The following is a 24563-nucleotide window of genomic DNA, read 5'->3' as shown; positions in this document are numbered from 1 at the left end:
GGTTTAGTTTTTGTAGATCAGGATTGGTGAATCAGGATTCATCATTACGCGGAAAGCTAGCCAGCACTAGTTCGGCCACTTTGCGCAGTTCATTCGGGCAAATTCCACTGGTCGCTTGTACGGCCATACCTTGCAATACAGTGCCTATATAACGGGCAAGCAGCAAGGGATCGGCGTCAGCGGGCAAATCACCTTCATCTTTGGCGCGTTGCAGTCGTTCGCACAGGGCTATTTCACCATCGCGGCGACGATTAATCAAAGTGTCTTTAATCGCTTGTCCTGCTTCACTACAGGTGAGTGCCCCTTGAACAATCAAACATCCCTGTGGATGGCTTTTATCCACCAAAGAGCTTGCCGCACCGAGTAGCATTGACTCGATAACCTGATAGGCTGTTTTCTGTTCCAGTGCTGGGTAGAAAAATGCACAGGGGCGCTGTTCATATAATTCTATCGCTTTGAGAAATAACTGTTCTTTATTGCCGAAAGCGGCATAAAGGCTAGGTTTATTAATGCCCATAGCTTGGGTGAGATCGGTTAACGATGTACCTTCAAAACCTTTGAGCCAGAAGACTTCTAAGGCTTTTGCTAATGCATCGTCAGTGTCAAAAGCTCGTGGGCGACCAACACAGGGCGTCTGGGTGACGGTTGACATCATTAGGCTCCTCAATTCTCAATTGCCCCTAGGATAGACATGGGTTTAGTCCCTGTCCAGCCACACTTGCTACCTATGACGGACTTAGGGGGATATGTCTACTTAGTCATTCAAGGTGTCACCTAAGTTCAGCATGGTATCTGCGTTAGTCAGTGTTTGCTTCAATATTCATCAAAATGCTTTGCCGTTCAAACTCGTAGCCTTTTGCCTCTGGACGCATTGCCTGCCTAGGATAAGTGCACACTTTTAATTAAATACCGTTCGGTACATAAATTTGTTGACAGCATCATTTTACGCTATATATTACCGTCCAGTACAGAATATTTTTTACCAGTCGGTATTTAATTGGTTTGGTTTGTAACACAGCTGCATGTGTGTGGTTCGAACAGCGTGAAATGCCCGCCACTTTGAGGATAGTAATATGATGAGTAACAAACCTTTACGAATAATGATGTTAACGGCTGTGGCTGCTTTCGTCCTTTCAGCTTGTGGTGAGCAAACAGCGCAGCAGGGACCTGCACCGAGTGCGCCTAAGGTGGATGTCGCTCAGGTATTGCATGAGCGAGTCACCGAATGGGATGAGTTTACCGGTCGTTTACAGGCGCCAGAAAGTGTCACCCTTATCCCGCGGGTGTCGGGCTATATCGACTCAGTAAATTTTAAAGAAGGCGCCTTAGTGAAAAAAGGCGAAGTGTTATTTCGCATCGATCCAAGCGTGTTTGAAGTGGAAGTGGCCCGGTTAAAAGCAGATCTTGCTAGCGCACTCTCTGCAGAGCAACTGGCCACTAATGATTTTGAACGGGCACATAAGTTATTTGACCAAAAGGCGGTCTCGGCCGAATTACTCGATACCCGTGAGTCGAACAAACGTCAGACTGCAGCCGCCGTCGCTTCGGTGAAAGCAGCACTCATGCGCGCCGAGCTTGATTTAGCTTATACCCAAGTACAAGCACCGATTGATGGCCGCGTGTCCTACGCCAACGTCACTGCGGGTAACTATGTCACTGCAGGGCAGAGTGTGCTGACCAGCTTAGTCTCTACCGCCAGCATGTATGCATATTTTGATGTGGACGAGCAAACCTACCTTAAATACGTGAAGTTAACTGCGCAGAACAAACGTAACGATCCCCGTGCTGGCGATAATCCTGTTTACATGGCTTTAGCCAATGAGCGCGATTATCACCATATTGGCATGGTCGACTTTGTGGATAATGCGATGGATAAGCAGACGGGTACTATTCGAGTTCGTGCGACTTTTGACAATGAAGACAATAACCTATTGCCAGGCTTGTTTGCCCGTCTTCGTACTGCGGGCTGTGGCGCCTATGAGGGGATCTTGATTGACGATAAAGCCGTTGGCACAGATCTCAATAATAAGTTTGTGCTGGTCGTCGGTCATGATGGCACGGTCGAATATCGCGGCGTGACCTTAGGCGAAAAAGTCCAAGGACTGCGCATCGTGACCCAAGGTTTGATGGCCGAAGACAAGATCGTCGTCAATGGTATGCAACGCGTACGCCCTAAGATGCAAATTGAGCCAAACATAGTGGACATGGTCGACAGCGACAAGCTCGAAGCACTGCGCCAAGCCCAGTTAATACTCGATAAAAACCAAGAGCATTTGACGGCGCAAGCGGTTGAAACGGCGAGCCGCGGTTAAGGAATAACACACTATGTTGTCGCAATTTTTCATTAAAAGACCGATATTTGCAGCCGTGCTGTCATTGCTGTTTCTTATCACGGGGGCGATTGCCGTTTGGCAGTTGCCTATTACCGAATATCCCGAGGTAGTACCGCCAACGGTAGTGGTCACCGCAAACTACCCTGGCGCTAACCCTAAAGTGATTGCCGAAACTGTGGCTTCACCGCTGGAGCAGGAAATCAACGGCGTCGAAGACATGTTGTACATGTCATCGCAGGCGACGTCCGATGGACGCATGACCTTGACTATCACTTTTGCGATTGGCACGGATGTGGATAAGGCACAAACTCAAGTGCAGAGCCGAGTGGATAGGGCTATGCCCCGTCTGCCGCAGGAAGTACAGCGCTTAGGTATAGTCACCGAAAAATCATCGCCAGACTTGACTATGGTGGTGCATTTGTTATCGCCGGATAACCGTTACGACATGTTGTATCTGTCTAACTATGCGGCGCTAAACGTCAAAGACGAGTTAGCGCGGATAAACGGTGTCGGCGCTGTACGTTTGTTTGGCGCCGGCGAATACAGCCTGAGAATTTGGCTTGATCCCAATAAAGTCTCAGCGCTGGGTTTATCGCCAGCGGACATTATTGCCGCCGTACGTGAGCAAAACCAACAGGCAGCAGCGGGCAGTTTAGGCGCGCAGCCCAGTGGCAGTGCTGACTTTCAACTTTTAATTAACGTGAAAGGCCGTTTAACTGAACTGTCTGAATTTGACGATATCATCATCAAAGTTGGTCAGAATGCTGAAGTGATCCGCCTTAAAGATGTCGCGCGGGTGGAACTCGGTGCAACGAGTTATGCGCTGCGCTCTTTACTCGATAATAAGGATGCGGTCGCTATTCCTGTATTCCAAGCATCGGGTTCTAACGCGATTCAGATTTCCGACGATGTGCGCGCCAAAATGGCTGAGCTGTCTAAAGGATTCCCTGAAGGACTCGAATACGAAATCGTTTACGACCCAACAGTGTTCGTGCGTGGCTCGATTGAAGCTGTGGTAAAAACCCTGCTCGAAGCCGTGTTGCTGGTGGTGTTAGTGGTGGTGCTATTCCTGCAAACTTGGCGCGCATCGATTATTCCGCTGGTGGCCGTGCCTGTGTCTTTGGTCGGTACCTTTGCCTTTATGCATTTGCTCGGTTTCTCGTTAAACGCCTTGTCGCTATTTGGGCTAGTGCTCGCCATCGGTATCGTGGTTGACGATGCCATCGTCGTGGTCGAAAACGTCGAGCGTAATATTGCCGCAGGATTAAGCCCAGTAGAGGCAACGCAAAAGGCGATGAAGGAAGTGACTGGCCCTATTGTGGCAACCACCTTAGTGCTGGCGGCGGTGTTTATTCCAACGGCCTTTATGAGCGGTTTAACCGGGCAGTTCTATAAACAGTTTGCCTTGACTATTACTATCTCGACCTTTATCTCGGCGATTAACTCACTGACCTTAAGTCCGGCATTATCGGCGCTGTTACTCAAGAGTCATGATGCACCTAAGGACGGCTTAACCCGTCTAATGGATAAGTTGTTTGGTGCTTGGTTATTTGTGCCTTTTAATCGTTTATTTAACCGTGCATCCGATGGTTATGGCTGGTTAGTGCGTAAGGTGATCCGTTTTGGCGGCATTATCGGCCTAGTGTATTTAGGCATGGTGGCGTTAACGGGAGTGCAATTTGCCAATACACCAACGGGTTATGTGCCCGGCCAAGATAAACAGTATTTAGTGGCCTTTGCCCAGTTGCCCGATGCGGCATCCCTTGAACGTACGGATAGTGTGATCAAGAAGATGTCTGAGATTGCACTAAATCACCCCGGAGTCGCGCACTCGATTGCCTTCCCTGGCCTTAGCATCAACGGTTTTACCAATAGTCCTAACTCAGGCGTGGTGTTTGTTGCGCTCGATGATTTTGACTCGCGTACCAGTCCTGAACTGTCGGCGAATGCCATTGCCGGCCAATTAAATCAGCAATTTGCTGCTATTCAAGACGCGTTTATTGCCATCTTCCCGCCGCCACCTGTGCAAGGCCTCGGCACTATAGGAGGGTTCCGTCTGCAAATTCAAGACAGAGCCAACCTTGGTTATGAGGCCTTGTATCAGGTGACCCAACAAGTGATGTACAAGGCGTGGGCCGATCCTCAGTTAGCTGGTGTTTTCTCTAGCTATCAGGTGAACGTGCCACAACTTGAACTGGATATCGATCGGACTAAAGCGAAACAGCAGGCAGTGTCGCTCGATCAAATCTTCCAGACATTACAAACCTATATGGGCTCGACTTATATCAATGACTTCAATCGTTTCGGTCGAACTTATCAGGTGAATATGCAAGCCGACGAGGCGTTCCGTCAAAGTCCGCAGCAGATAAGTCAGCTAAAGGTGCCGAATCTGAATGGTGACATGATCCCGCTAGGTTCGTTCATCAACGTCAGCCAAAGTTCAGGCCCAGACAGAGTGATGCACTATAATGGTTTCACTACCGCTGAAATCAACGGTGGTCCAGCGCTCGGAGTGAGTACAGGCCAAGCGCAGGCGGCGATTGAGAAAATTTTGGCTGAAACCTTACCTAATGGTATGACTTATGAGTGGACCGAGCTGACCTATCAGCAAATTCTCGCGGGCAATACGGGTCTTTTGGTTTTCCCGCTGGTGATCATCTTAGTGTTTATGGTGCTAGCCGCCCAGTACGAGAGCTTAAGCTTGCCATTGGCGATTATCTTAATCATCCCAATGACCTTACTTTCAGCCCTCAGTGGTGTGCTGATTTACGGTGGAGATAATAATATCTTCACCCAAATTGGCCTGATAGTACTGGTGGGGCTGGCGACTAAGAACGCTATCTTGATTGTCGAGTTTGCAAAGGAGAAACAAGATCACGGTATGGCACCTATGGAGGCGATATTAGAGGCAGCAAGATTACGTTTACGTCCTATCTTGATGACATCTATCGCCTTTATCATGGGAGTGGTGCCTATGGTGTTCTCCACTGGCGCGGGCGCCGAGATGCGCCAAGCCATGGGCGTGGCAGTATTCGCTGGTATGATAGGGGTGACTGTATTTGGTCTTATCCTAACGCCGCTGTTTTACTATGCCTTAGCAAAGAGAGGCGATAAAAAAGCCGATGAGCATAAAGAGATAACAGTCGGTTAAGCTTGTTTTCTAGTTGAAAAACACATGAAAGGTCTACATTGAGTAGGCCTTTTTTGTTTATTCACGGCGAGAGCGATTAGATTTGACTATCTTTAGCTGGAGTTAATTAACATTAGGTCAATTGATGCTTAGTGATGGTATTGCTCGCTAGGTTAAAACTAAAACCAGAAATGAGGAATATCGTTGGTATTTTCTGGATCATCAATAAGAAACAATGAATAACTATTACCAGACCATTCTGTTAGTTTATAACTTATTGCCACTTGAGTGCGTCATTATCACAGTATGATTAGAATGGTTACTGTTTTACGACTTTTCTATATAATTTGATGATTATTCAATGTATTAGTAATGTACAATGCTAGATGAATCTAGATCGTTTTTTTACGCAGAACTCAGCTAAGGTACTTGTTGGCCTTGCATCACTATGCCCGAGGTAACGGATGATCCTATATCGCGTTTTATATGCGTTAGTACTTTGCGTTTTGATCTATTTCACGCCTCAAGTCATGGCTGCTGAACTCAATATTAATGTAGTAGATCTGCAACAACAGGCCATTGCCGATACTGTTGTGGAGCTGATCCCTGCTGTAATGCCCGATAATGCGATACCTGTCGAGCATTATGAAATGTCGCAAAAAAATCGAACCTTTATCCCCTTTGTACTGGCGGTGCCTAAAGGTGCAAAGGTGGATTTCCCCAACTTAGATCGTACTCGCCACCATGTGTATTCTTTTTCAGAAGCGAAGCCTTTCGAACTTAAATTGTATGTGGGTCAGGCCGAAGCGCCGATTCAGTTTGATAAACCCGGTTTGGTCGCGCTTGGCTGTAATATTCACGATTATATGCAGGCATTTATCTATGTGGCAGATAGCCCTATTGTCGCGGTGACGGACGAGAAAGGTGAGATCCAGTTTAAGGGACTTACCGCCGGTCAATATAAAGTTAAGCGCTGGCATCCATGGCAGAAGGCGGCATCAGAGCCAACGGATTTACTGATAGTTAATGGCCCTAATCAACTCAGCCTGCCCTTAGACATTGAGCGTCAAGCTAAACCGTCGGCTCCGCCGTCGGGATTTGGTCACTACGATTCTGAAGGTAAGCCATTACATGCTAAATAGTTTTCGCGCTCGGCTGATTTTAGTTTTCTTTATTGTGCTGACGTTAGTGCAATTTGCCACAGCATTTTCCGTGTTGACAGCGACCGAAAAAGATAACTTTTTACAGCAACAGAAAAGCCTCGATATTGGCGCGAATGTGTTTCTCGAAGTGTTATCGAATCGCGGTATTCAGCTCAGTCAAAGTTTGTCCGTACTCAGTGCCGATTTTGGTTTTAAGCGCGCGATTGCTACTGGTGAGCAAGAAACCATTGAGTCAGTGTTATCTAATCACGGCTCTCGTATTGGTGCCGACGCCGCTGTATTGCTATCACCTAAAGGGGAGCTCTTGACCTCGAGTTTGCCCGGACTCACTCAGGATGATATTCAATCCTTATTTAATATGACCACCAGCAATCATAATGCGTTAGCTATCCTTAATTTTGATCATGCTAGCTATCAGTTTGTGCTGCAGCCGGTGAAGGCGCCGACCTTAATTGCTTGGGTTGGCATGGGTTTTTTATTGGATGAGAAGGTCGCCCAACAAGCTAAAGCTATTACGGGCATCGATGTGAGTTTTGTCAATCAGGCAACGGGCCGCACTGAAATCGCTTCAACCTTATCAGATAATGAAAAGTTAAGCGTAATTGAGCAGGCGAGCTTATTACCTAGCTTGCTGCAAATGCCTAGTGAAAGTATTCCCGAAGATCATCTGTCTATGGGCATCAAACTTTATGATCACAACGGCAGCCAATTAGCGCTACTACACCAATCAAACCTCAAGTGGCAGCAAAGTTATCAGCAACTACGCAATAATATGCTGCTGATTTTTGCTTTGACCTTAGCGCTGGCGATTGCGATTGCGATTTGGTTGTCGGGCAGTTTGACTGAACCCGTGCATCAACTAGTGAATTATGCCCGCAAAATCGGTCAAGGTAAGCAGCCTGCCAATATTCAAGGTGCGCCAGCAGAGCTGAGGGTGTTGGCCAAGAGTTTGTCCTTAATGCGCGATGATATTGAAGCGCGGGAAAAGGATTTAGTCTACCAATCTCGCCACGATAGCTTGACAGGTTTACTCAATCGTTTTGCCGCAAAACAGCATTTGGCGGATCTTAACGATAAATTATCCGGTGCTATGGTGTTGTTAGATATTAAACATTTCCGCCATATCAACGATATTATTGGTTTTGCCAACGCCGATACTTTGTTACTGCTTTTTGCTCGTCGCCTAGAGCAATTAGCACCGACACCGGATTTATTGGCACGATTAGACGGTGACTCATTTTTACTTCTTTATAGCCAAGGTATTCGCCCTGAACATTTACTGAAGTCATTGGATATGCTGGAGTCACCCTTTCCAATCCAAGGCTCAAACATTTCTCTTACCGTGCGGGCGGGATTACTTGAAATCGATGGTAATGGTGCTGATATCGATGTGTTAGTGCGCCGCGCCGAAATTGCCCTCAATCAAGCCTGTCTCGAAGAGCAACGCATCGTCAGTTATCGTCAAGGCGCCGATGAAAAGTATCAGCGTGAGCTGACGATTATCCGTGATTTACCTATAGGTTTAGCGCAAAACCAATTGTATTTAGTGTTCCAACCTAAAGTGGATTTACGCCTAAACCAGTGCACTGGTGCCGAGGCATTGATCCGCTGGCAACATCCTACGCTTGGGTTTATTCCGCCCGATGAATTTATTCAACTGGCTGAAAATTCAGGCAACATTGATATTGTTAGCCAGTGGGTATTGAAGCAGGCTATCCAGCAATTAGTGACATGGCAGCGGCGGGGTATAGTGCTAAAACTGGCTATTAACCTGTCGGCCCATGATTTAGTCGATACTCGCTTACCAAATCAAATCGCCATTTTACTGAAAGATAATAATCTGCCAAGCGGTGCACTATGTATCGAAGTCACTGAAGGCGCCGTGATGAAAGATGCACAGACAGTGGTGAGTGTATTACAGCGATTCCGTGACATGGGCGTGTCTGTTGCCATTGATGATTTTGGCACAGGTCATTCATCATTAGCCTATTTGAAAATTTTACCCGTTAACGAGGTGAAAATTGATCGCAGCTTTATCAAAGACATGCTCACGGATAGCCAGGATGTGATGATAGTCGATACGAGTATTAAATTGATCCATGGCTTAGGTTTTACCGTAGTAGCCGAAGGCGTTGAAGAACAAGAAGGTGTTGAGATATTGCGTAATCTTGATTGCGATATCATTCAAGGTTACGTGTTTTCGAAACCCTTAAAAGCGGCTGAATTTGATCTGTGGTTCGAGGCGTTTAACCATCCAAATACCGCTGATGCATAAGCGCGTTTACTCAAGTCAATATGCAAAGACGTTAGACTAACGATTCATCGTCGAAAGAATGAGAGCGGAGCATCAAGTGAACATTTCCATAAATGCATTGAAGTTGAATTCATTAACTTGGAATTATGTTAAGGCTTTGTTTTGCCTATTTTTACTATTGGGTACTGTTCCTACGTTTGCTGAAGGTAGCCGTGTGGTCGCGACTGGCGGCGGGACGATGATTGAAGGCAGTGCTGGCGGTGGCATAGTGCCATGGGCCGTGATTAACGGTTATGGTAGTAGCGGTGAATGGTCGGCAACGGCGATGGCGACGGGTGTCTATGTCGATGATTTTACGCTGAAAGTGATCGGCGCTTCTTTGAGTTTTGATAATCGATTCGAGCTGAGCGTTGCGCGGCAAACCTTTGATTTGGATACTATGGGCGGCGAGTTAGGCCAAGATATCTTCGGCGTAAAATACAAGCTTGCCGGAGAGCTGCTTTATACGGCTATGCCGCAAATTACCTTAGGTGCCCAGTATAAAAGAGTCGATGACTTTGCGATTCCTCAGGCGGTTGGGGCGCGGGATGATTGGGGTTTAGATGTATATGTTGCTGCCAGCAAAGTATTTTTTGATGCGGTAGCGGGACGAAATGTATTACTCAATGGGACCGTGCGTGTGACCAAGGCGAATCAAACGGGTTTATTGGGTTTTGGTACTCAAGCCAATCATGATTACCAGTTTGTGCTCGAAGCCTCTGCCGCGGTATTGCTGACGGATAATGTGGCACTGGGTATCGAATATCGCCAGAAACCCGATGAGTTAGCTTTTGCCCGTGAGGATGATTGGCAAGATGTGTTTTTAGCGTGGTTTATCAATAAGCATCTTTCCGTGGTTACGGCCTATGCGAATTTGGGCAGCATAGCGGGTTTTGACGATCAGCAAGGTTGGTATGTGTCGCTGGAGGGGGCGTTATGAGGCGTTTACGGGTGAAGTTAATACCTTTCGTCGCAGTGTTTTTTTTCACTGGCTGTGCGGTGCAAACGACCGAAACCTCAGCATCACAAACTCACTCGAGTCATCAAACCGCAAGCCATCAAACCTTATACCAAGATTTAGGAGGTAACGCAGGCGTATCGGCGATAGTCGATGGTTTGCTGGCACGTATCGCCACCGATCCACGCATAGTGCATCACTTTCAAGAGACAGATATTGCGTTATTTCGTGAGCGTGCCATTGAACATTTCTGTCTGGTTGCCGATGGCGGCTGCGTGTATCACGGCGAAAGTATGCAGCACAGTCATAGAGGCTTGAATATTACTCAAGCGGATTTCGATGCCTTAGTCGGCCATTTGATTGAATCGATGAAAGAGCAACATATTCCGCTATCGACCCGTAATGCCTTTCTAAAACGTCTCGCCCCTATGTATACGGACATTACCTATCAGTGACTTGCTTCATCTTTAAAGTAGAAGCTCAACATAGCGTCTCTACATTGAGGGTGAAAGAGTAAATGAGTTAGATACGGTTAGCGTGATGGATAGGCGCATTCTGTCTTTTGATTAGAGCAATAACGCCTCATCTATGGGATGAAATTGAGAGGCTGCATCCCTTAAGGATTTAGCCGTCAGGGTAGGAACGCCATACACTTGGGTTTCAACGCCATACTTTTGATGAATTTTTTGCAGCAATAAATCGAAATCGCCATCACCAGACAATAAGATCACTGTATCCACTTCACTCGCCGCTTCCATAATATCTATGGTGATCCCCACGTCCCAATCGCCTTTGGCTGAGCCATCGCTGCGCTGAATAAACGGTTTTAACTTCACCTCAAAACCTATGTGCTTTAGTGCGTCTTGGAATTTCAATTGCCCATCGTCGCCTTTATGGATGGCATAAGCCACGGCCAACGCTATGTCTCCCTCGTAGCCTAAGTGCTGCCACAGTTTACGATAATTAAATTGGCGGCCATAGGCTTCGCGGCAGGTGTAATAGATGTTTTGTACATCGACAAATAAAGCGATTTTTTTCAAGGCGTTTTCCAGCGGCTAGGGGAGTAAGGGCACTATAGCATATCGAGGCAATAGGGTTTTCAAGGATGTTAGAGTGTTGGGTTCAGCCGTCGAGATTGTGAACCCAAAGCGTATGTTAGCTTCTATGGTATTTTTGATATTCGCCCGGTGACATGCCACTGAGTTTTTTAAAGTAACGCCCCATATGACTTTGATTGGCAAAGCCATTACTGAGGGCGATATCGGTCAATGATTGCGTTGAATGACTCAAGCTTTGTTTGACCTTTTCAATGCGCACTTGCAGTAAATACTCCTGCGGCGTCATCGCAAATTGGGATTTAAACATGCGACAAAAATGGTACTCGCTCAGTTGGGCAAGCTCGGCCAACTCAGACAAGTAAATTTGTCGATGGGAATGGCAATGAATAAACTCTTTGATCGCTTTAGCCACTTTAGGTGCGAGCCCACCCTTAATTGGCCCCACCGACAAATTAAAGCCTGAGCTTTGCAGCAAAGTCACCAGCACAGTGTCGGTTACTTGTTCCATCATCAGATGGTGATCACTCGTCTGCCAATCGAGCCCGGCAACTTGGTGCCGAAACAGCGCCTCTAATCTCGGATTATCGACAAAGGTCAACTCAGGTAAACGCACTTGGCGTGGATCTTTATCAAAGACTCGCACCGCCAATTTTTTAAGATGTTCATCGCTAAAATACAAATGCATAAACTGCTGCGGTTGTCCCAGTTGCCAATGGCTTTGGCAGCCTTGGGGCATAAGGCAAAACTTACTGGGCGCGCCATAGTCGGCCTTGATATCGGTTCTGTGGGTTTCGTAGCCGCCATCCAGATACATGCTCAGCGTATGTTGTGCATCGTTTTGGTAATACAGACGCTCGCCCGCATTTTGATAATGGGCCCAAGATAAATCCTCCGTAATCGCTTGCTTACGAATACAGGTTTTGGCGGATTTATCAAAACTGATGTATTTGGGCTCCATGGGTTCCTAGTGATCTCACTGGCTAAGCATTTTGTCTGTCCAAATTATCGCACTTATGGGCGTGGCTCAACGTCCGCTCGCGATTAAAACCGCAATATCGTGTTATGACCAACAAGATGGTGACATAAGGACGAAATCCATAGTTGTATAGTTTGCCTCATTAAGCATTTTATGAAGGTGTAGGGGGCTCATTATGGCTGCTGTGATGTATTTGCTGATGATTTTTGTGTGGGGTTTTTCGTGGATTGCCATTAAGTGGCAGCACGGTGAGGTGGCGACGGAAGTCTCGATTTTCTATCGGTTTGCGATTGCGAGTCTCTTGATGTTCGCCATTGGCTTTGCCTTTAACAAGCTGCAAGCGGTAAAGCTGAGGCAGCATCCTTGGTTTGCACTGCAAGGCGTGTGTCTATTTTGTTTGAACTTTATCGCGTTTTATACCGCAACCCATTATATCGCCAGCGGTTTAACAGCGGTCATTATGGCCACAGCCCCCATTTTTAATGCGATACATGGCCGCATTTTTTACGGTACGCCCACCAGCCGCAATTTTTGGTTAGGCGTTAGTGTCGGTCTGGGTGGCATTAGCTTACTCTTTGGTGCCGATTTGCTCGCGACTCAGTGGTCCCAAAATTTAGTGTGGGGCTTATTGTTTTCGCTGCTAGGTACGTGGTTTTTCTCGATTGGTACCATGATCAGTATGCGCAACTCGCGCGATAATGTGTCGCCCTTTACTTCAACAGCGTATGCCATGTGCTATGGCAGTGCGGCGTTACTGCTCATCATCTGGTTTAAAGATTTAAACTTTAGTTTACCGCTGACAACCAGCTATCTTGGCAGCTTGTTTTACTTAGCCGTTATCGCCTCTGTGATTGGCTTTACCGCTTATTTGATCTTGGTTGAGCGAATTGGTGCTAATGCCGCTGCGTATCTGTTGGTGATTACCCCAGTGGTGGCGTTAAGTGTATCGAGTGTGTTTGAGGATTATCAGTGGACTTGGTATTCAAGCGTGGGACTCTTGCTAGTCGCGCTCGGTAACATGTTAACCCGCCGTCAAAAACCGCTTGCTTGGTTTAAGTCTTCTGCCACGCCAGCGGTGAAAGCTTAACGTCGCAGCTAGCGTCATGAAAGTGCATATGAGGCAAGGCTCGATTCGACGATTGTAAGTCAGTCAAGGCAGTACTTATTTGAAATGTTGTGCCGGAGTAGTGCCGGTATATTGCTTAAAAAAGCTGATAAAGGCACTGTCGCTGGAAAATTGTAAATTAAAGCCTACCTGTGCCACCGAGGTTCCCGTTGCTAATTGTTCAATGGCCGCAAGTAAACGCCATTGTTGGCGCCATGCTTGATAAGCCATTCCCGTCTGCGCGCTAAAAATGCGGCTAATTGTGCGTTCACTGGCTCCGATTTCTACTGCCATATCCTTAAGATTGGCTGGCGGTTTTTGGTGTTGCAGTAGTTGCGCAAGCCAGGTTTTTAAACGTTTATCCTGTGGGAGGGGTAAAGCCAGATTTTCTTCCGTGGCATTGCCCAATTCTTCGCAGAGCAGCAAAAAGGCATTGTGTTGAGTGCTTCTTGGTTTGTCCCAAGGCCAAAACGACATAGTGTCGATTAAGGCTTTGAGTAGCGGGTTTACATGGAAAATAGTGACTTTATCGGGCAATAAAGTGACTGTTTCTGGTTCAAAGTAGAGTGAGCGATAGGCAACCACATTACGCATGGTGACGCTGTGCTTAACGCCAGCTGGCAACCAAGCCGCACGCGTTGGCGGTAACACCATTTGAGTATCGGCTAGGGTGAATCTCATCACGCCTGTGGGGGCGTACAGCAGTTGCGCCTTCCTGTGGTGATGCATTCCCGAGTCGTGTTCGCCCATATCGGCGGCAATGCCAATAACCAGATTATCCAGCAGATCTGGATTAAATAGTTGTTCGGGGTGAATAAAGGCCATCTTGTCCTATTTTTGATGTTTTTTGTCTAAGTGTTGTTAGTTGTCACATTTGGATTTTATCTATACTGCGCCATCTTTTACAAGTATGGAGTGACATTTCGGTAAACCAACTCATTTGTTGGAGTGCTGAAATGGACTAAAAATCATGAATATAAAACTCCCTTTAGGGCTCGCTGTGCTGCTAATTATGTTTCCGCAAATTATGGAAACCATCTATAGCCCAGCGTTGCCTAATATTGCAGAACACTTTGCAGTGTCGATTGCTGGCGCATCGCAAACCTTATCTGTGTACTTTATTGCTTTTGCTATCGGCGTATTTTGCTGGGGCCGCTTAGCCGACATTATTGGTCGCCGGAAAGCTATGCTCGCGGGATTAGTATGTTATGCCATTGGCTCTGCGTTAGCCTTGATGGTGAGCGATTTTAGCCTGTTGTTGCTGGCCCGCATATTGTCGGCTTTTGGCGCGGCAGTGGGTTCTGTGATTACCCAAACTATGATGCGTGACAGTTATAGCGGCGAAGAATTAGCCAAAGTCTTTTCTGTGATGGGAATGTCACTTGGGATAAGCCCTGTCATCGGATTGCTATTGGGCAGTATCCTCAGTGCGTATTGGGGATATCAAGGTGTGTTTGCCGCACTCATGGTCTCTGCAATTGTGCTGCTGTTTTTGTCGGTAAAATCTTTACCCGAAACCAAACCCACACATACCCAGAAAATCGCGATAGGCGAGTTAGCGATTAAGATGCTTACCGACAGCGAGATTATTAAGAGCAGCTTGTTGGTGGCGGCGTTTAACCTAATGTGGTTTAGCTACTTTTCACTGGCGCCATTTATGTTTGAGGCGCAAGGCTTATCGACACTCGCGTTTGGTACTAGTGGCTTACTGTTAGGCTTTGGTGCTTTCCTTGGTAGTTATGTTAATAAAATAATGCTGGGTCGAGGCCACACCAGCGCACAACTCGTTCGCTTAGCCAGTGCTATTGCACTTGTCGGTGGACTGGGCATTTGGCTCCTTCAATCGACCTTTATTGGGCTGAATAATGTTTACTTTCTAGCCCCTATGCTATTGATTGTGATGGCTTACGGTATCGCAATTCCGAACATACTAAGCTCTGCTCTGGCAAACTACGGCACCTATGCGGGCTCTGCTGGCGCACTCTTCGGACTGTTTTATTACATTCTGTTGGGACTAGGTTTAGGCGGCGCGGGAATCGTTCACCATTTAGGTATTGTGATTACGTTAAGTGCACTGCTTTGCGTTGGCTTAGGTTTACTTTTAGGCTTAGCCAATAAAGCAAAAAACGTTTAAGACGCAAATGAAAAAGCCAAGATACTAAGTACCTTGGCTTTTTTATGTAATTTCTACATATTGTGTAAGCGTGAAAAGCTAGGTTTTAGGCGCGAGTTCCTGCTGCTTTGCTGCCTCTTGGGCTGCAGTCGAAATCAATCGAGGCATGGCAGGAAGTAAAGTTAACTTCATCATTGAGTAGACCATAGTCAATTCATAAGCCGAGTATTATGAATGGTGACGGTTACGCATCTATTCTTCCGCTAAATCCCATCATCTCAAAGCTTCTATTGAATATTGTTACTACTGAGGAGTACGGAAAATGAGCATCCGAACAAAGGGAATCAATGTCTTTTCAAACAAACACTTTTCATTAGCGTTTTCTTAAGTAATTGTCATTCCATCATTTTAGATGTACTCAAAGTCACTTTCTGATTTTACGATGTGCGATTGTAGCGTTTTTATATCGACGACAGCCTAAGTGAGTTCTTGTCCTCACAAATCATATGTGGTTCTATCACACTAAATGTTATCTCTATGTTATTCGTTGTATGGGGAGATACGGATGCGTCGACTTTTTTCAGAAGATAGTGAAGTCTTATTATTCAAAAGTTTAAATTATATACCTATCCCAGTTCTATTATCTGAGGCCTTGGACGTCGAAGGACGTCGCCCAAGCACTCATAGGGTGCATAGATTTATGAATCATGCATTTATTGAGCAATTGGGTTATACCATGTCGGACATACCCGATATTGAATCTTGGTTTAATACTGTGTACCCCGAGCCAATCCTTCGAGATAAAGCGATGTTTGATTGGGATAGGGCTGTGTATGTAAGTGAAAAACAGGGGCTGAGCACCGCAGGTTTTCAAACTTACCTTCGCTGTGGCAATGGTGAATATCGTTGGTTTTTAATCACAGCTCAAATTACCACAGAAAATCAATCAAACTTAAACATAGTCACTATGAGAGATGTTCATCAGTTGCAGTTACTGATTGAGGATAACAAGCGACAGTCTAATACTGATTTACTGACGGGACTTGCCAATCGTCGTCAAGTGGAACAGCTCCTCGCTTTAGCCATAGAACACAGTGCCGATGCACAAGGTTCACTCTGTTTAGTGATGTGTGATATCGATTTTTTTAAGAGTATCAATGATAACTTTGGTCATTTGTGTGGGGATGATGTGCTTAAATTAGTAGCGGATCAGCTTAAGCGCTATGCTCCCTCAGCTTCCTGTGTCGCACGTTGGGGAGGGGAAGAGTTTCTGATCGTGCTGGAAAACACTGAACTTGAAGTCGCTATAGAGCTTGCCGAGAAGCTGCGTTGTGATATTGAATCCACGGATTACCAATCCTATGGCCAGCATATGCATTTGACCATGAGTTTTGGGTGTGTCGAGCATCAAGTTGCTGAAAGCTTGCATAGTCTATTATTTCGGGTTGATAGCGTTTTATATAAAGCTAAAAATGATGGCCGTAACCGTGTTGTGTTTGATTGAATTCTGAATAAATTCAAACGTTAAATTATATTTTATCTATCATCTTTTAGCCCCAATTAGGTTTGGGATGTGATGACTGATCTTTGTCTGGAATTTGAGCGGAGAAGGTTAATGACAGGACGCAATACCAGTGAGGTAATTCTCTTTAAAAGCTTAGATTTCATTCCTATTCCAATCCTGCTTTCAGAATCACGCATGAATGAGATGTCTGGCCGTATACAGCGGATCCATCGTTTTGTTAATCATGCCTTTATCGAACAGATTGGCTACACATTAGTCGATATTCCCGATATGGATGCTTGGTTTAATACTGTGTATCCAGATCCTTTAGTGCGCCAAGCTATGATTGAAGGATGGGCAAAAATTGTTGAAAGCAGTATCAATGCAGGAATCGATACGGCTGAAATGCAGGCTCGCATTCTTTGTCGTAACGGTGAGTACCGTTGGTTTTTGATCACGGCACAAATTACCACGGAGAATCAATCGGACTTGCATATAGTAACGATGAGAGATATCCATGATTTACAATTGCTTATTGATGAAAATCAAACTTTGTCTAATACCGATGTGTTAACTGGACTCGCTAATCGCCGTAAAGCGGAAGCAGTGTTGGAGAATGCCTTAAGTACCGCAAATGGCTCTGACCTTTGCTTATTAATGTGCGATGTCGATTATTTCAAAGCCATTAATGACACGTTTGGTCATTTATGTGGGGATGATGTCTTAGTACAAGTTGCAAGGTTACTTGAAGGGCTACAGCAATCCGCTGCTTGTATTGCACGTTGGGGAGGTGAAGAATTCTTGATTGTTTTACAAGGTTACTCCTTAGATGAAACATATCAAATTGCAGAGCAATTACGTTTAGATTTAGCGTCGACGGATTTTTTATATCAAGATAAACAACTGAATTTGACTATGAGTTTTGGCTGTATCCGTGTTCAAGATAATGAGAGTCTGCGCAGCGCACTTTTCCGGGTAGACAGTGCGTTGTATAGCGCTAAATCCGCTGGCCGAAATTGTGTTGTGATTGGATAGATAAATTCCCAATATCCTATGTAGGGCAAGGAAACTTGATTAAAACGCAAATGAAAAAGCCAAGATAGTAAGTACCTTGGCTTTTTTTATGTAATTTCTACATTTTGTGTAGACGTGAAAAGCTAGGCTTTAGATGCGAGTTCCTGCTGTTTTGCCACCTCTTGTGCCGCTAACTCTTGTGCTTTAATGGCCGCTTCGAGTTTAGCTTCAACATATCCCGGTGAATGGGTCGCTGCCGAGATTAATCGATACATGGCGGGGATGACGAGTAGTGTCACAAAGGTGGCGAATGCCATACCGAAGAACACTACAGTACCCACAGCGATACGACTTTCTGAGCCTGCGCCCGTCGAGAAAATTAACGGCACAGCGCCCACTAAGGTGGTGAAGGCTGTCATTAGGATTGGCCGTAAACGACGGGATGAAGCGTCGATAATGGCTTTATCGAGTTCAAAGCCGCGGTCACGTAATTGGTTAGCAAACTCCACGATAAGGATACCGTTTTTGGTCACCATACCAATCAACATGATCATGCCTATCTGGCTGTAGATGTTGATCCCTTGGCTTGTGATCAGTAGTCCTAAGAAACCACCGAATACACCCATAGGCACAGTAAACATCACCACTAACGGGTTGATAAAGCTCTCAAACTGTGCGGCTAATACTAAGTAGGCAACCAGTAAAGCCAAACCAAATACGATAAAGATACTGCTTTGGTTTTCTTTAAAATCTTTGGATTCGCCCGTGTAACCAATCGAAATATCCTTAGGTAATAATTCAATGGCTTTAGCGTCTAGGAACTTTAAGCCTTCACCTAAGGTGTAACCTTCACTGACGTTAGCCTTGAGGGTGATCGATTTTTGCTTATTGGTGTGGCTTAATCTTTGTGCCGAGGCAATTTCTTCTATATGGGTGACAGTATCGAGAGTGACTAATTCGCCCTTAGCTGACCGCATGTAGATTTGGCTCAGATCACCGACATTGTTGAAACTGTTTTCATCACCGCGTAAATACACATCGTATTCTTCGCCTCGATCGACAAAGGTTGTTTCGGTGCGGCCACCCAGCATGACTTCTAAGGTTTCCGATACTTGGTCGACACTGATCCCCAGTTCTGCGGCGCGCTCTTTATCGACAGTAACAATGAGTTCTGGCGTTGTTTCTGCATAGTCTAAGTCAGCCCCTTCCATCATAGGGCTAGCGTTAGCCTCTTCTTTCAATATCTGCGCCCACTTAAACAGTTCGGCATAGTCCGAACCACCAAGTACAAATTGCACGGGTTCGCTCGATTGTCCCCTAAAGCCTGGCATCATAGGGCGAACCATTACATCTGGAATATCTTTTAAGGCATTGCTAATAATTCCAAGGGCTTGTTGCGCTGTCACATCGCGGTGTTCCCAATCTTCTAGCTGCATGATGACAAAGCCAGTTTGATCGCCAGCACGGCCACCAAAGGCGGGAGCTTGTACGCTGAAGGATCGCAGCACACCTTTACCTAGCAAGGGCATGAGCCTGTCTTCGACTATGTCCATGTTGGCTGTCATACGGTTATAACTGGTGCCTTCGGCGCCTTTAATAAAGGCGAACAACACGCCGCGGTCTTCCTGCGGCGCAAGCTGTGACGGTACTTGTTGCATTAACCAAGCGCTGCCGCCGATACAAGCGAGGATAACTAAGGGCGCGAGTAAACGGAGTTTAATCGCTCGAGTCACGGCGACGCGATAAACGCTTTCCATGCGAGCAAAGCCGCTGTCGACCCAACGATTAAAGCGATTCGGTTTGACGTTGGCTTTAAGTAATTTACTGCTCAGTACAGGCGTAAGTGTGAGTGCCACTAAAGAGGAAAACAGCACTGACACCGCCAGCATCACGGAGAACTCGGTAAATAGTAGTCCGACCATGCCCTCCATAAATGAAATTGGGAGGAATACCATCACCAGTACCGCCGTAGTGGCGATAACGGCAAAGCCCACTTCGCGAGTACCTTTGTAGGCGGCGAGTAAGGGCTCTTCGCCTTTTTCGATATGGTGGAAAATGTTCTCGACCACCACAATCGCATCATCGACCACTAGACCGATGGAGAGGATTAATGCCATCAATGTCAGTAGATTAATCGAATAACCTAGCATGTTGGCGGCGATAAATGCCGAGATCAAAGATACTGGAACCGTCACCGCTGGGATTAACGTTGCTCGTGCTTGTCCAATGAAGATATACAGCACGAGTACGACCAAGGCGCCGGTGACATAAAGTGTGCTATACACTTCGTTAATCGAGCGGTCGATAAATACGGTCGAGTCGAAGTCGACCACTAGGCTAGTGCCTTCGGGCAGGAAGTCTTGTACGCGATCAACTTCTTTATGTACTTCTTTGGCAACGAGCAGAGGGTTGGCATCGGACTGGGCAATAATGCCTAAACTGATGTTAACTATGCCGTCGCTTTTGAAGGTCGAGTTTTCGTTTTGTGCTCCAACAGCCACATCGGCGACATCTTTTAAGTAGATAGCCGTGCCATCGCTGGCGGTACGCACCACAAGATAGTCGAAATCCTTCGGCGTGTAGTACAAGCGTTTGGTACGCACCGACATCACTGTGGTGTCGTTACGCACTTGGCCGCCGGGCGTTTCGATGTTCTCTTTACGCAGGGCGTTGATAATATCCGTTGCGGTAACATTACGTCCTGCCATTTGTTCGGGTCTGAGCTTGACGTACATGACCTTATACAAGCCGCCGGAAATGCTGATAGAACTCACGCCGCTGATTAAGCTGAATTTGTCCTCGAGTACTCGCTGGGCGTAGTCCGTTAATTGAGTGCGGTCCATCACACTCGAGCTTAAGTTCACATAGACTGAGGGTTCGCCGGAGCCGTTGTCTTTTGAGACGACAGGATCTTTTGCATCTTCTGGGAGCCTGCGTTGGGCGCGGGCCACTGCATCACGCACATCGCTGACCCCTTCGGTTAAGTTCCAACCGAGGAGGAATTTAACTGTGATACGCGAGCTACCGTTACGTGTGGTCGAGGTGATTTCGTCAATACCACTGATCCCTGTTAGCTCATCTTCTAAAGTCTTAGTGATCTGGCTTTCCATAATCGCCGCCGACGCACCCGAGTAACTGGTGCTGATGGTGACCACAGGGCTTTCGACGTCGGGCATTTCCCGTATCGACAGTTTAGTGAACGACACTATGCCGAATACACATAGCAGTAAGCTTAAAACTATGGCAACGACAGGGCGTTTAACCGAAACATCGGATAACCACATTATTTCGTCTCCGTTGCTTTAGGACCTGAAAGCTCTGTCGCACGGGCTGAGGCTTTATCATCGAGCGTGACTTCATTGATTTGCAGTCCATCGCGCATATTGACTAAGCCCTGTACCACGACTTTGTCACCTATGTTTAAACCGCTTTCGATTAAGACTTGGTTATCGATACGTGCCCCGAGTGTCACTTCTGTGCGGTGGGCAATGTGGTCGGCGCTAACTACGTATACGTAACGTTTAGTTCCTGAATACTCAAGAGCTTGTACTGGCACCATAGGTGCTGAAATCGCTGGGAAGGTGATGGTTGACGACATCATCATGCCCGGTTTTAAGCGTTTCTTCGGATTATCGAATAGCACTCGTACTTTGAGGTTTAAGGTTTCCTCATTGACGCGGGGATCGATAGCTACCATTTTGCCAGTAAAGATTTCATTCGGCCAAGCGCGACTGGTGGCTGATACTTGCATGCCAATACTCAGTTGCGATAGGAAATGCTCAGGCACTTGTAAGTCGAGGCGCATGCTGGACAAATCATCTAGCGACATCAACTCAGTGCCCATGCTGACCATCTTGCCTTCGCTGAAATTAATCAGGCCAGTATTACCCGCAAACGGCGCTATCAGCGAGTGGTAATGTAAATCTGCTTGGGCGGAGGATAAGCGTGCTTGGGCGATATCAACACTGGCTTTTTGTGCGTCAATCTCGGTTTGGGTAATGGCGTTACGGCTGATCAGTTTTTCAAATTCTTTGAGTTTACGTTTTTCATCATTGAGGAAAGCATTGGCCTCGGCGACGGCGGCTTGGGCTTTCATATCATCGAGTTCGATCAGTAACTGGCCTTTTTTCACCGCTTGGTTTGAGGTCACTGCGACTTGTTTAATCTTACCTGTGACTTGCGGTGCAATGATCACTGCACGTTCAGCCGCGAGTTTGCCGATAAGAGAGATAGATTGCGCTAATGGATATTCAATCACTTCACCCGTGACCACAGGAACGGTACGCATAAGATGTGGCGCGTTTTCGGGTTTAGCCGCTTGAAGGACATCACTAAAACTCACCGCTGTGGCGATAATCGCAAGCAGGGCAATGGCAATAATGGTTTTTTTCATTGTAATTATTATCTCGCGCAAAGGCAGTTTAAAAAGGTAATCGCTCTAATGGCGCTATTCTAGTGAATAACGTACGCCAGTTGGGTAAAAGTTTGTAAAGGTAAGCGAACGAAAATGAAAGAAATTGTGTTTTTTGAGCATTGAGCACAATTCAACGAGAGTTTTGCTGTTTTTTTGTGCTGTTATTGCTTTTTAAAAGCTGGACGGACTTTAGGGATGGACTTCAGTTCGCGTTTTTTCAATCGGCGCTTGAGTCGTTTCAACCTGAGGGTATTGGCTTAAAATTGCCGCTAATCGTCCATCGCGGCGCATACTCTCTAAACCTTGATTAAAATCCGTCACTAACTGCGGATGATCCGCCACAGCCAAAGAGATCCCTAAATGAAATACCTCAGTCGCTATGGGTTGGCCGACTTGCTCAAAGGCACCCTCATATTCACTTGGTCCTTTTTTAATTAAATACCTCGCTAAGTTATGGCCAATCAAGACTAAGTCAATACGCTTTAAAAATAGCTTTTTGAGATTCATCTCATCCGAATTTCCTTCCTCTGTGGTGAGCCCCGCGGCGAAGATTTCTGGCGGATTAGCGTAACCGCGACCTATACCGATAGTGAAAGGTTTAAGATCTGAAAGTTGACTGAAACTCAGCGGTGAATCTTTACGTTTATAAAACACAATTTGTACGGGTTGGATAGGCGCAGAATATTGGGCCCATTGCTCGCGCTCTTTACGATACCAGAGCCCAATGATGCCATCAGCTTGGCCAGTTTTAACGAGTAAAGCCGCGCGGGCGAAGGGATAAAACTTGAGGCTGGCAGTGTAACCTTTGCGTTTAAAAGCTTCTTTGACGACTTGCGCAACGCCGCCCTGTTCAGGTAAAGCATCGGCATAAAAAGGAGGATAGTTAGTGGCGACTAATTGGAGTTCCCTGCCCGCAAATGCAGGGGGATAGAAGCTGAATAGAAACAAGCAAAAGCTAGATAATGTGAGTAATTTCTTCCCCATTTCTACTCCAGCACTTAGGTGAGTCGCACTTGGCTTGAGTATAGTCAGAGTTAATTAGAACAGGCGAACTTATGGATATAAAGATGAGTGCATATTGAGCGCCATACGATTGAGCGTTATGCCGATTTAGAGCCATGGCGGGCGCCCGTTTTACCTTTGCTCATTCATGCCTTATTTGCCCCAACGAATTTATGGATTAAGGCACTAGCTCATTCACGTATTGGGGCAAAGGATTTTAGCGAGGCAGGTTATAGCGAAATCTGCTCACCCTGATACAAACCTCGGCGGAGTTTTCCAGCGTCGATAAGTAACAGCTCACCGGATTTACCATTCTTAATGCTGCTATCTATCGCAATGACTTTATTATGATAAAGCCCAAGCACTTGTTCCTGCGATGTGTGCCCTACGACGATATGATCGACCTTGAAATAGCTCAGTATGCTATCGATATCCGACTCTTTCAGTTCATCTTTAAAGTAGCCACGATACCAAGTTGGACCATTGGTAAAAAACAAAAAGTTGAGTAAATCGTCTTGCTTCAAATCGGCTTTTTTATCATCTAAATGCTGACGAAATAGTTGGTTAGCCTCGCTGATATGTAATTTACGCTCGACCCATTCAGGGCTGATGCCGCCGTGCATAAACAAGATATTATTGATTTTGACTAAGGTATGTTTGCTGCGAAGCCATTGGCCGATTTCGGTGTCTTTGTTGTAGAGCGCATCGTAGCTGCGTTTGAGTAAATCGGCCGCGACTTGATAGCGTTCGTTGACGTAGCGTAAGTCGCCGCGAAACACCATTTGCTCGTGATTGCCCATGAGTAGATGTAAGCGTCCGCCCGCAGCTTGAGCTTCTTGGTCTAAGGAATATAAAAACCACAATACTTCATTGACTTGATGACCACGGTCAAACATGTCGCCCGTCATCACCATATGACCGTCACCAAAGGCCCAGTGGTTATCTTTGTCGATAATCTGATGTGCTTTTAGCAAGTTAATCATTACATCAAACTGGCCGTGTACATCGCTAAGGGCGACAATTTTGCTGACATGGGTGAAGGTGTCTGGCTCAACCGTGACAGCTTGTGTATGAAGGTGCGGTTGGGGTAATTCACCGCAATTGGTAGGGCGAGTTAACTGCGCCTTCGCAATCCTTGTTTGTTTTAGCTCGCTTTGGCAAATCCAATAGGCTGTGTCTTTTTGAGCATCATCTAAAAACACATAAGGGCCATCGGTGACGCTGTTTTCTTGAATTTTTAGCTCTAGCTCGGCTTCACTTGCATTGGCCGCTAATGAGGTCAACGCCAGTGAGGTAAAGGGGAGTGCGGTGACAAGCCATAACAGGGGCGTGAATTTTCTCTGTTGCTTGAGTATCCATTGGCTGGCTCGGCTAAGTCGCGTCATAGATAGCATGATTGGGTGAGCTCCGACAGGCATCGAATTGATTTGCATTAGACCGCATCCTTGTTCTTGTTTTAGTTATTCATTCTGTCATTTTAGACACTTGAGTTGATGAGTC

18 protein-coding genes are annotated in these 24563 nt (G+C 46.2%); 10 read left to right on the top strand and 8 right to left on the bottom strand.

The features are described from left to right. Nucleotides 1–31 precede the first annotated feature (31 nt). The gene (locus tag KFE26_RS00205; protein ID WP_212599307.1) at nt 32–655 is read right to left on the bottom strand and encodes a TetR/AcrR family transcriptional regulator; all 624 of its coding nucleotides are present in this window, start codon (nt 653–655) and stop codon (nt 32–34) included. 418 nt (nt 656–1073) lie between these two features. On the opposite strand from KFE26_RS00205, the gene KFE26_RS00200 reads away from it, so the two are divergent. The 6 genes from KFE26_RS00200 (at nt 1074) to KFE26_RS00175 (ending at nt 10332) form a co-directional block, all read left to right on the top strand. Next, nucleotides 1074–2312, top strand: a complete 1239-nt coding sequence (locus tag KFE26_RS00200) for an efflux RND transporter periplasmic adaptor subunit (RefSeq protein ID WP_212599306.1) — start codon at nt 1074–1076, stop codon at nt 2310–2312. 13 nt (nt 2313–2325) lie between these two features. Continuing rightward, nucleotides 2326–5484: an efflux RND transporter permease subunit gene (locus tag KFE26_RS00195; RefSeq protein WP_212599305.1), complete on the top strand. Its 3159-nt coding sequence runs from the start codon at nt 2326–2328 to the stop codon at nt 5482–5484. Between the two features lie 443 nt (nt 5485–5927). Continuing rightward, the gene (locus KFE26_RS00190) at nt 5928–6605 is read left to right on the top strand and encodes a methylamine utilization protein (protein ID WP_212599304.1); all 678 of its coding nucleotides are present in this window, start codon (nt 5928–5930) and stop codon (nt 6603–6605) included. After that, complete coding sequence (locus KFE26_RS00185) at nt 6595–8901, top strand: GGDEF domain-containing phosphodiesterase (protein WP_212599303.1); 2307 nt, start codon at nt 6595–6597, stop codon at nt 8899–8901. Before KFE26_RS00190 ends, KFE26_RS00185 begins: the two co-directional genes overlap by 11 nt. Nucleotides 8902–8977: 76 nt before the next feature. Further along, a complete protein-coding gene (locus KFE26_RS00180; RefSeq protein WP_212599302.1) occupies nt 8978–9859 on the top strand; it encodes a DUF3034 family protein in 882 nt (293 codons plus the stop codon). Continuing rightward, on the top strand, nt 9856–10332 hold the full coding sequence (locus KFE26_RS00175; RefSeq protein ID WP_212599301.1) for a group 1 truncated hemoglobin: 477 nt from the start codon (nt 9856–9858) through the stop codon (nt 10330–10332). The genes KFE26_RS00180 and KFE26_RS00175 overlap by 4 nt, the downstream gene beginning before the upstream one ends. 111 nt (nt 10333–10443) lie before the next feature. On the opposite strand, the gene KFE26_RS00170 is transcribed toward KFE26_RS00175, so the two are convergent. Continuing rightward, a complete protein-coding gene (locus tag KFE26_RS00170) occupies nt 10444–10917 on the bottom strand; it encodes an NYN domain-containing protein (protein ID WP_006082658.1) in 474 nt (157 codons plus the stop codon). A 115-nt stretch (nt 10918–11032) separates the two neighbouring features. After that, nucleotides 11033–11893 (bottom strand): AraC family transcriptional regulator, encoded by an 861-nt coding sequence (locus KFE26_RS00165; RefSeq protein ID WP_131523567.1) that lies wholly within the window; start codon nt 11891–11893, stop codon nt 11033–11035. Between the two features lie 193 nt (nt 11894–12086). Here KFE26_RS00165 and KFE26_RS00160 point away from each other — a divergent pair, with 193 nt between their 5' ends. Further along, nucleotides 12087–12998: a DMT family transporter gene (locus tag KFE26_RS00160; protein ID WP_212599300.1), complete on the top strand. Its 912-nt coding sequence runs from the start codon at nt 12087–12089 to the stop codon at nt 12996–12998. A gap of 75 nt (nt 12999–13073) precedes the next feature. Here KFE26_RS00160 and KFE26_RS00155 read toward each other — a convergent pair whose 3' ends face one another. Next, complete coding sequence (locus KFE26_RS00155) at nt 13074–13841, bottom strand: AraC family transcriptional regulator (protein ID WP_028761403.1); 768 nt, start codon at nt 13839–13841, stop codon at nt 13074–13076. A 145-nt stretch (nt 13842–13986) separates the two neighbouring features. Here KFE26_RS00155 and KFE26_RS00150 point away from each other — a divergent pair, with 145 nt between their 5' ends. The 3 genes from KFE26_RS00150 to KFE26_RS00140 all read left to right on the top strand — a co-directional run bounded on the left by KFE26_RS00150 (nt 13987) and on the right by KFE26_RS00140 (nt 17668). Further along, the gene (locus KFE26_RS00150) at nt 13987–15150 is read left to right on the top strand and encodes a multidrug effflux MFS transporter (protein ID WP_212599299.1); all 1164 of its coding nucleotides are present in this window, start codon (nt 13987–13989) and stop codon (nt 15148–15150) included. A gap of 679 nt (nt 15151–15829) precedes the next feature. Continuing rightward, nucleotides 15830–16633 carry a sensor domain-containing diguanylate cyclase gene (locus KFE26_RS00145; protein ID WP_212599298.1) on the top strand — a complete coding sequence of 268 codons (804 nt, stop codon included), beginning with the start codon at nt 15830–15832 and terminating at the stop codon, nt 16631–16633. Between the two features lie 111 nt (nt 16634–16744). Continuing rightward, nucleotides 16745–17668 carry a sensor domain-containing diguanylate cyclase gene (locus tag KFE26_RS00140; RefSeq protein ID WP_212599297.1) on the top strand — a complete coding sequence of 308 codons (924 nt, stop codon included), beginning with the start codon at nt 16745–16747 and terminating at the stop codon, nt 17666–17668. Between the two features lie 122 nt (nt 17669–17790). Here KFE26_RS00140 and KFE26_RS00135 read toward each other — a convergent pair whose 3' ends face one another. From KFE26_RS00135 to KFE26_RS00120, 4 genes are all read right to left on the bottom strand, one after another. Then, entirely contained in the window at nt 17791–20931 is a 3141-nt protein-coding gene (locus tag KFE26_RS00135; RefSeq protein WP_212599296.1) for a multidrug efflux RND transporter permease subunit, read from the bottom strand. Then, nucleotides 20931–22040, bottom strand: coding sequence for an efflux RND transporter periplasmic adaptor subunit (locus tag KFE26_RS00130; protein WP_028761398.1), 1110 nt, complete (start codon nt 22038–22040; stop codon nt 20931–20933). Before KFE26_RS00130 ends, KFE26_RS00135 begins: the two co-directional genes overlap by 1 nt. 210 nt (nt 22041–22250) lie before the next feature. Beyond that, nucleotides 22251–23045, bottom strand: coding sequence for an ABC transporter substrate-binding protein (locus tag KFE26_RS00125; protein WP_028761397.1), 795 nt, complete (start codon nt 23043–23045; stop codon nt 22251–22253). A 248-nt stretch (nt 23046–23293) separates the two neighbouring features. Beyond that, on the bottom strand, nt 23294–24496 hold the full coding sequence (locus KFE26_RS00120) for a metallophosphoesterase (RefSeq protein ID WP_212599295.1): 1203 nt from the start codon (nt 24494–24496) through the stop codon (nt 23294–23296). Nucleotides 24497–24563: the final 67 nt, after the last annotated feature.

The sequence above is a fragment of the Shewanella sp. M16 genome, assembly GCF_018224605.1.
In the GTDB taxonomy this organism is placed as follows: domain Bacteria; phylum Pseudomonadota; class Gammaproteobacteria; order Enterobacterales; family Shewanellaceae; genus Shewanella; species Shewanella oncorhynchi.
The sequence above is the reverse complement of the archived record's forward strand: the minus strand, read 5'-3'. Positions and strand labels throughout refer to the sequence as shown.

Excerpts from the sequence above, each read along its gene's own strand:
- KFE26_RS00205 (WP_212599307.1), bottom strand. The coding sequence starts at position 655 with ATGATGTCAACCGTCACCCAGACGCCCTGTGTTGGTCGCCCACGAGCT.
- KFE26_RS00200 (WP_212599306.1), top strand. The coding sequence starts at position 1,074 with ATGATGAGTAACAAACCTTTACGAATAATGATGTTAACGGCTGTGGCT.
- KFE26_RS00195 (WP_212599305.1), top strand. The coding sequence starts at position 2,326 with ATGTTGTCGCAATTTTTCATTAAAAGACCGATATTTGCAGCCGTGCTG.
- KFE26_RS00190 (WP_212599304.1), top strand. The coding sequence starts at position 5,928 with ATGATCCTATATCGCGTTTTATATGCGTTAGTACTTTGCGTTTTGATC.
- KFE26_RS00185 (WP_212599303.1), top strand. The coding sequence starts at position 6,595 with ATGCTAAATAGTTTTCGCGCTCGGCTGATTTTAGTTTTCTTTATTGTG.
- KFE26_RS00175 (WP_212599301.1), top strand. The coding sequence starts at position 9,856 with ATGAGGCGTTTACGGGTGAAGTTAATACCTTTCGTCGCAGTGTTTTTT.
- KFE26_RS00165 (WP_131523567.1), bottom strand. The coding sequence starts at position 11,893 with ATGGAGCCCAAATACATCAGTTTTGATAAATCCGCCAAAACCTGTATT.
- KFE26_RS00160 (WP_212599300.1), top strand. The coding sequence starts at position 12,087 with ATGGCTGCTGTGATGTATTTGCTGATGATTTTTGTGTGGGGTTTTTCG.
- KFE26_RS00155 (WP_028761403.1), bottom strand. The coding sequence starts at position 13,841 with ATGGCCTTTATTCACCCCGAACAACTATTTAATCCAGATCTGCTGGAT.
- KFE26_RS00150 (WP_212599299.1), top strand. The coding sequence starts at position 13,987 with ATGAATATAAAACTCCCTTTAGGGCTCGCTGTGCTGCTAATTATGTTT.
- KFE26_RS00145 (WP_212599298.1), top strand. The coding sequence starts at position 15,830 with ATGAATCATGCATTTATTGAGCAATTGGGTTATACCATGTCGGACATA.
- KFE26_RS00140 (WP_212599297.1), top strand. The coding sequence starts at position 16,745 with ATGACAGGACGCAATACCAGTGAGGTAATTCTCTTTAAAAGCTTAGAT.
- KFE26_RS00135 (WP_212599296.1), bottom strand. The coding sequence starts at position 20,931 with ATGTGGTTATCCGATGTTTCGGTTAAACGCCCTGTCGTTGCCATAGTT.
- KFE26_RS00130 (WP_028761398.1), bottom strand. The coding sequence starts at position 22,040 with ATGAAAAAAACCATTATTGCCATTGCCCTGCTTGCGATTATCGCCACA.
- KFE26_RS00125 (WP_028761397.1), bottom strand. The coding sequence starts at position 23,045 with ATGGGGAAGAAATTACTCACATTATCTAGCTTTTGCTTGTTTCTATTC.
- KFE26_RS00120 (WP_212599295.1), bottom strand. The coding sequence starts at position 24,496 with ATGCAAATCAATTCGATGCCTGTCGGAGCTCACCCAATCATGCTATCT.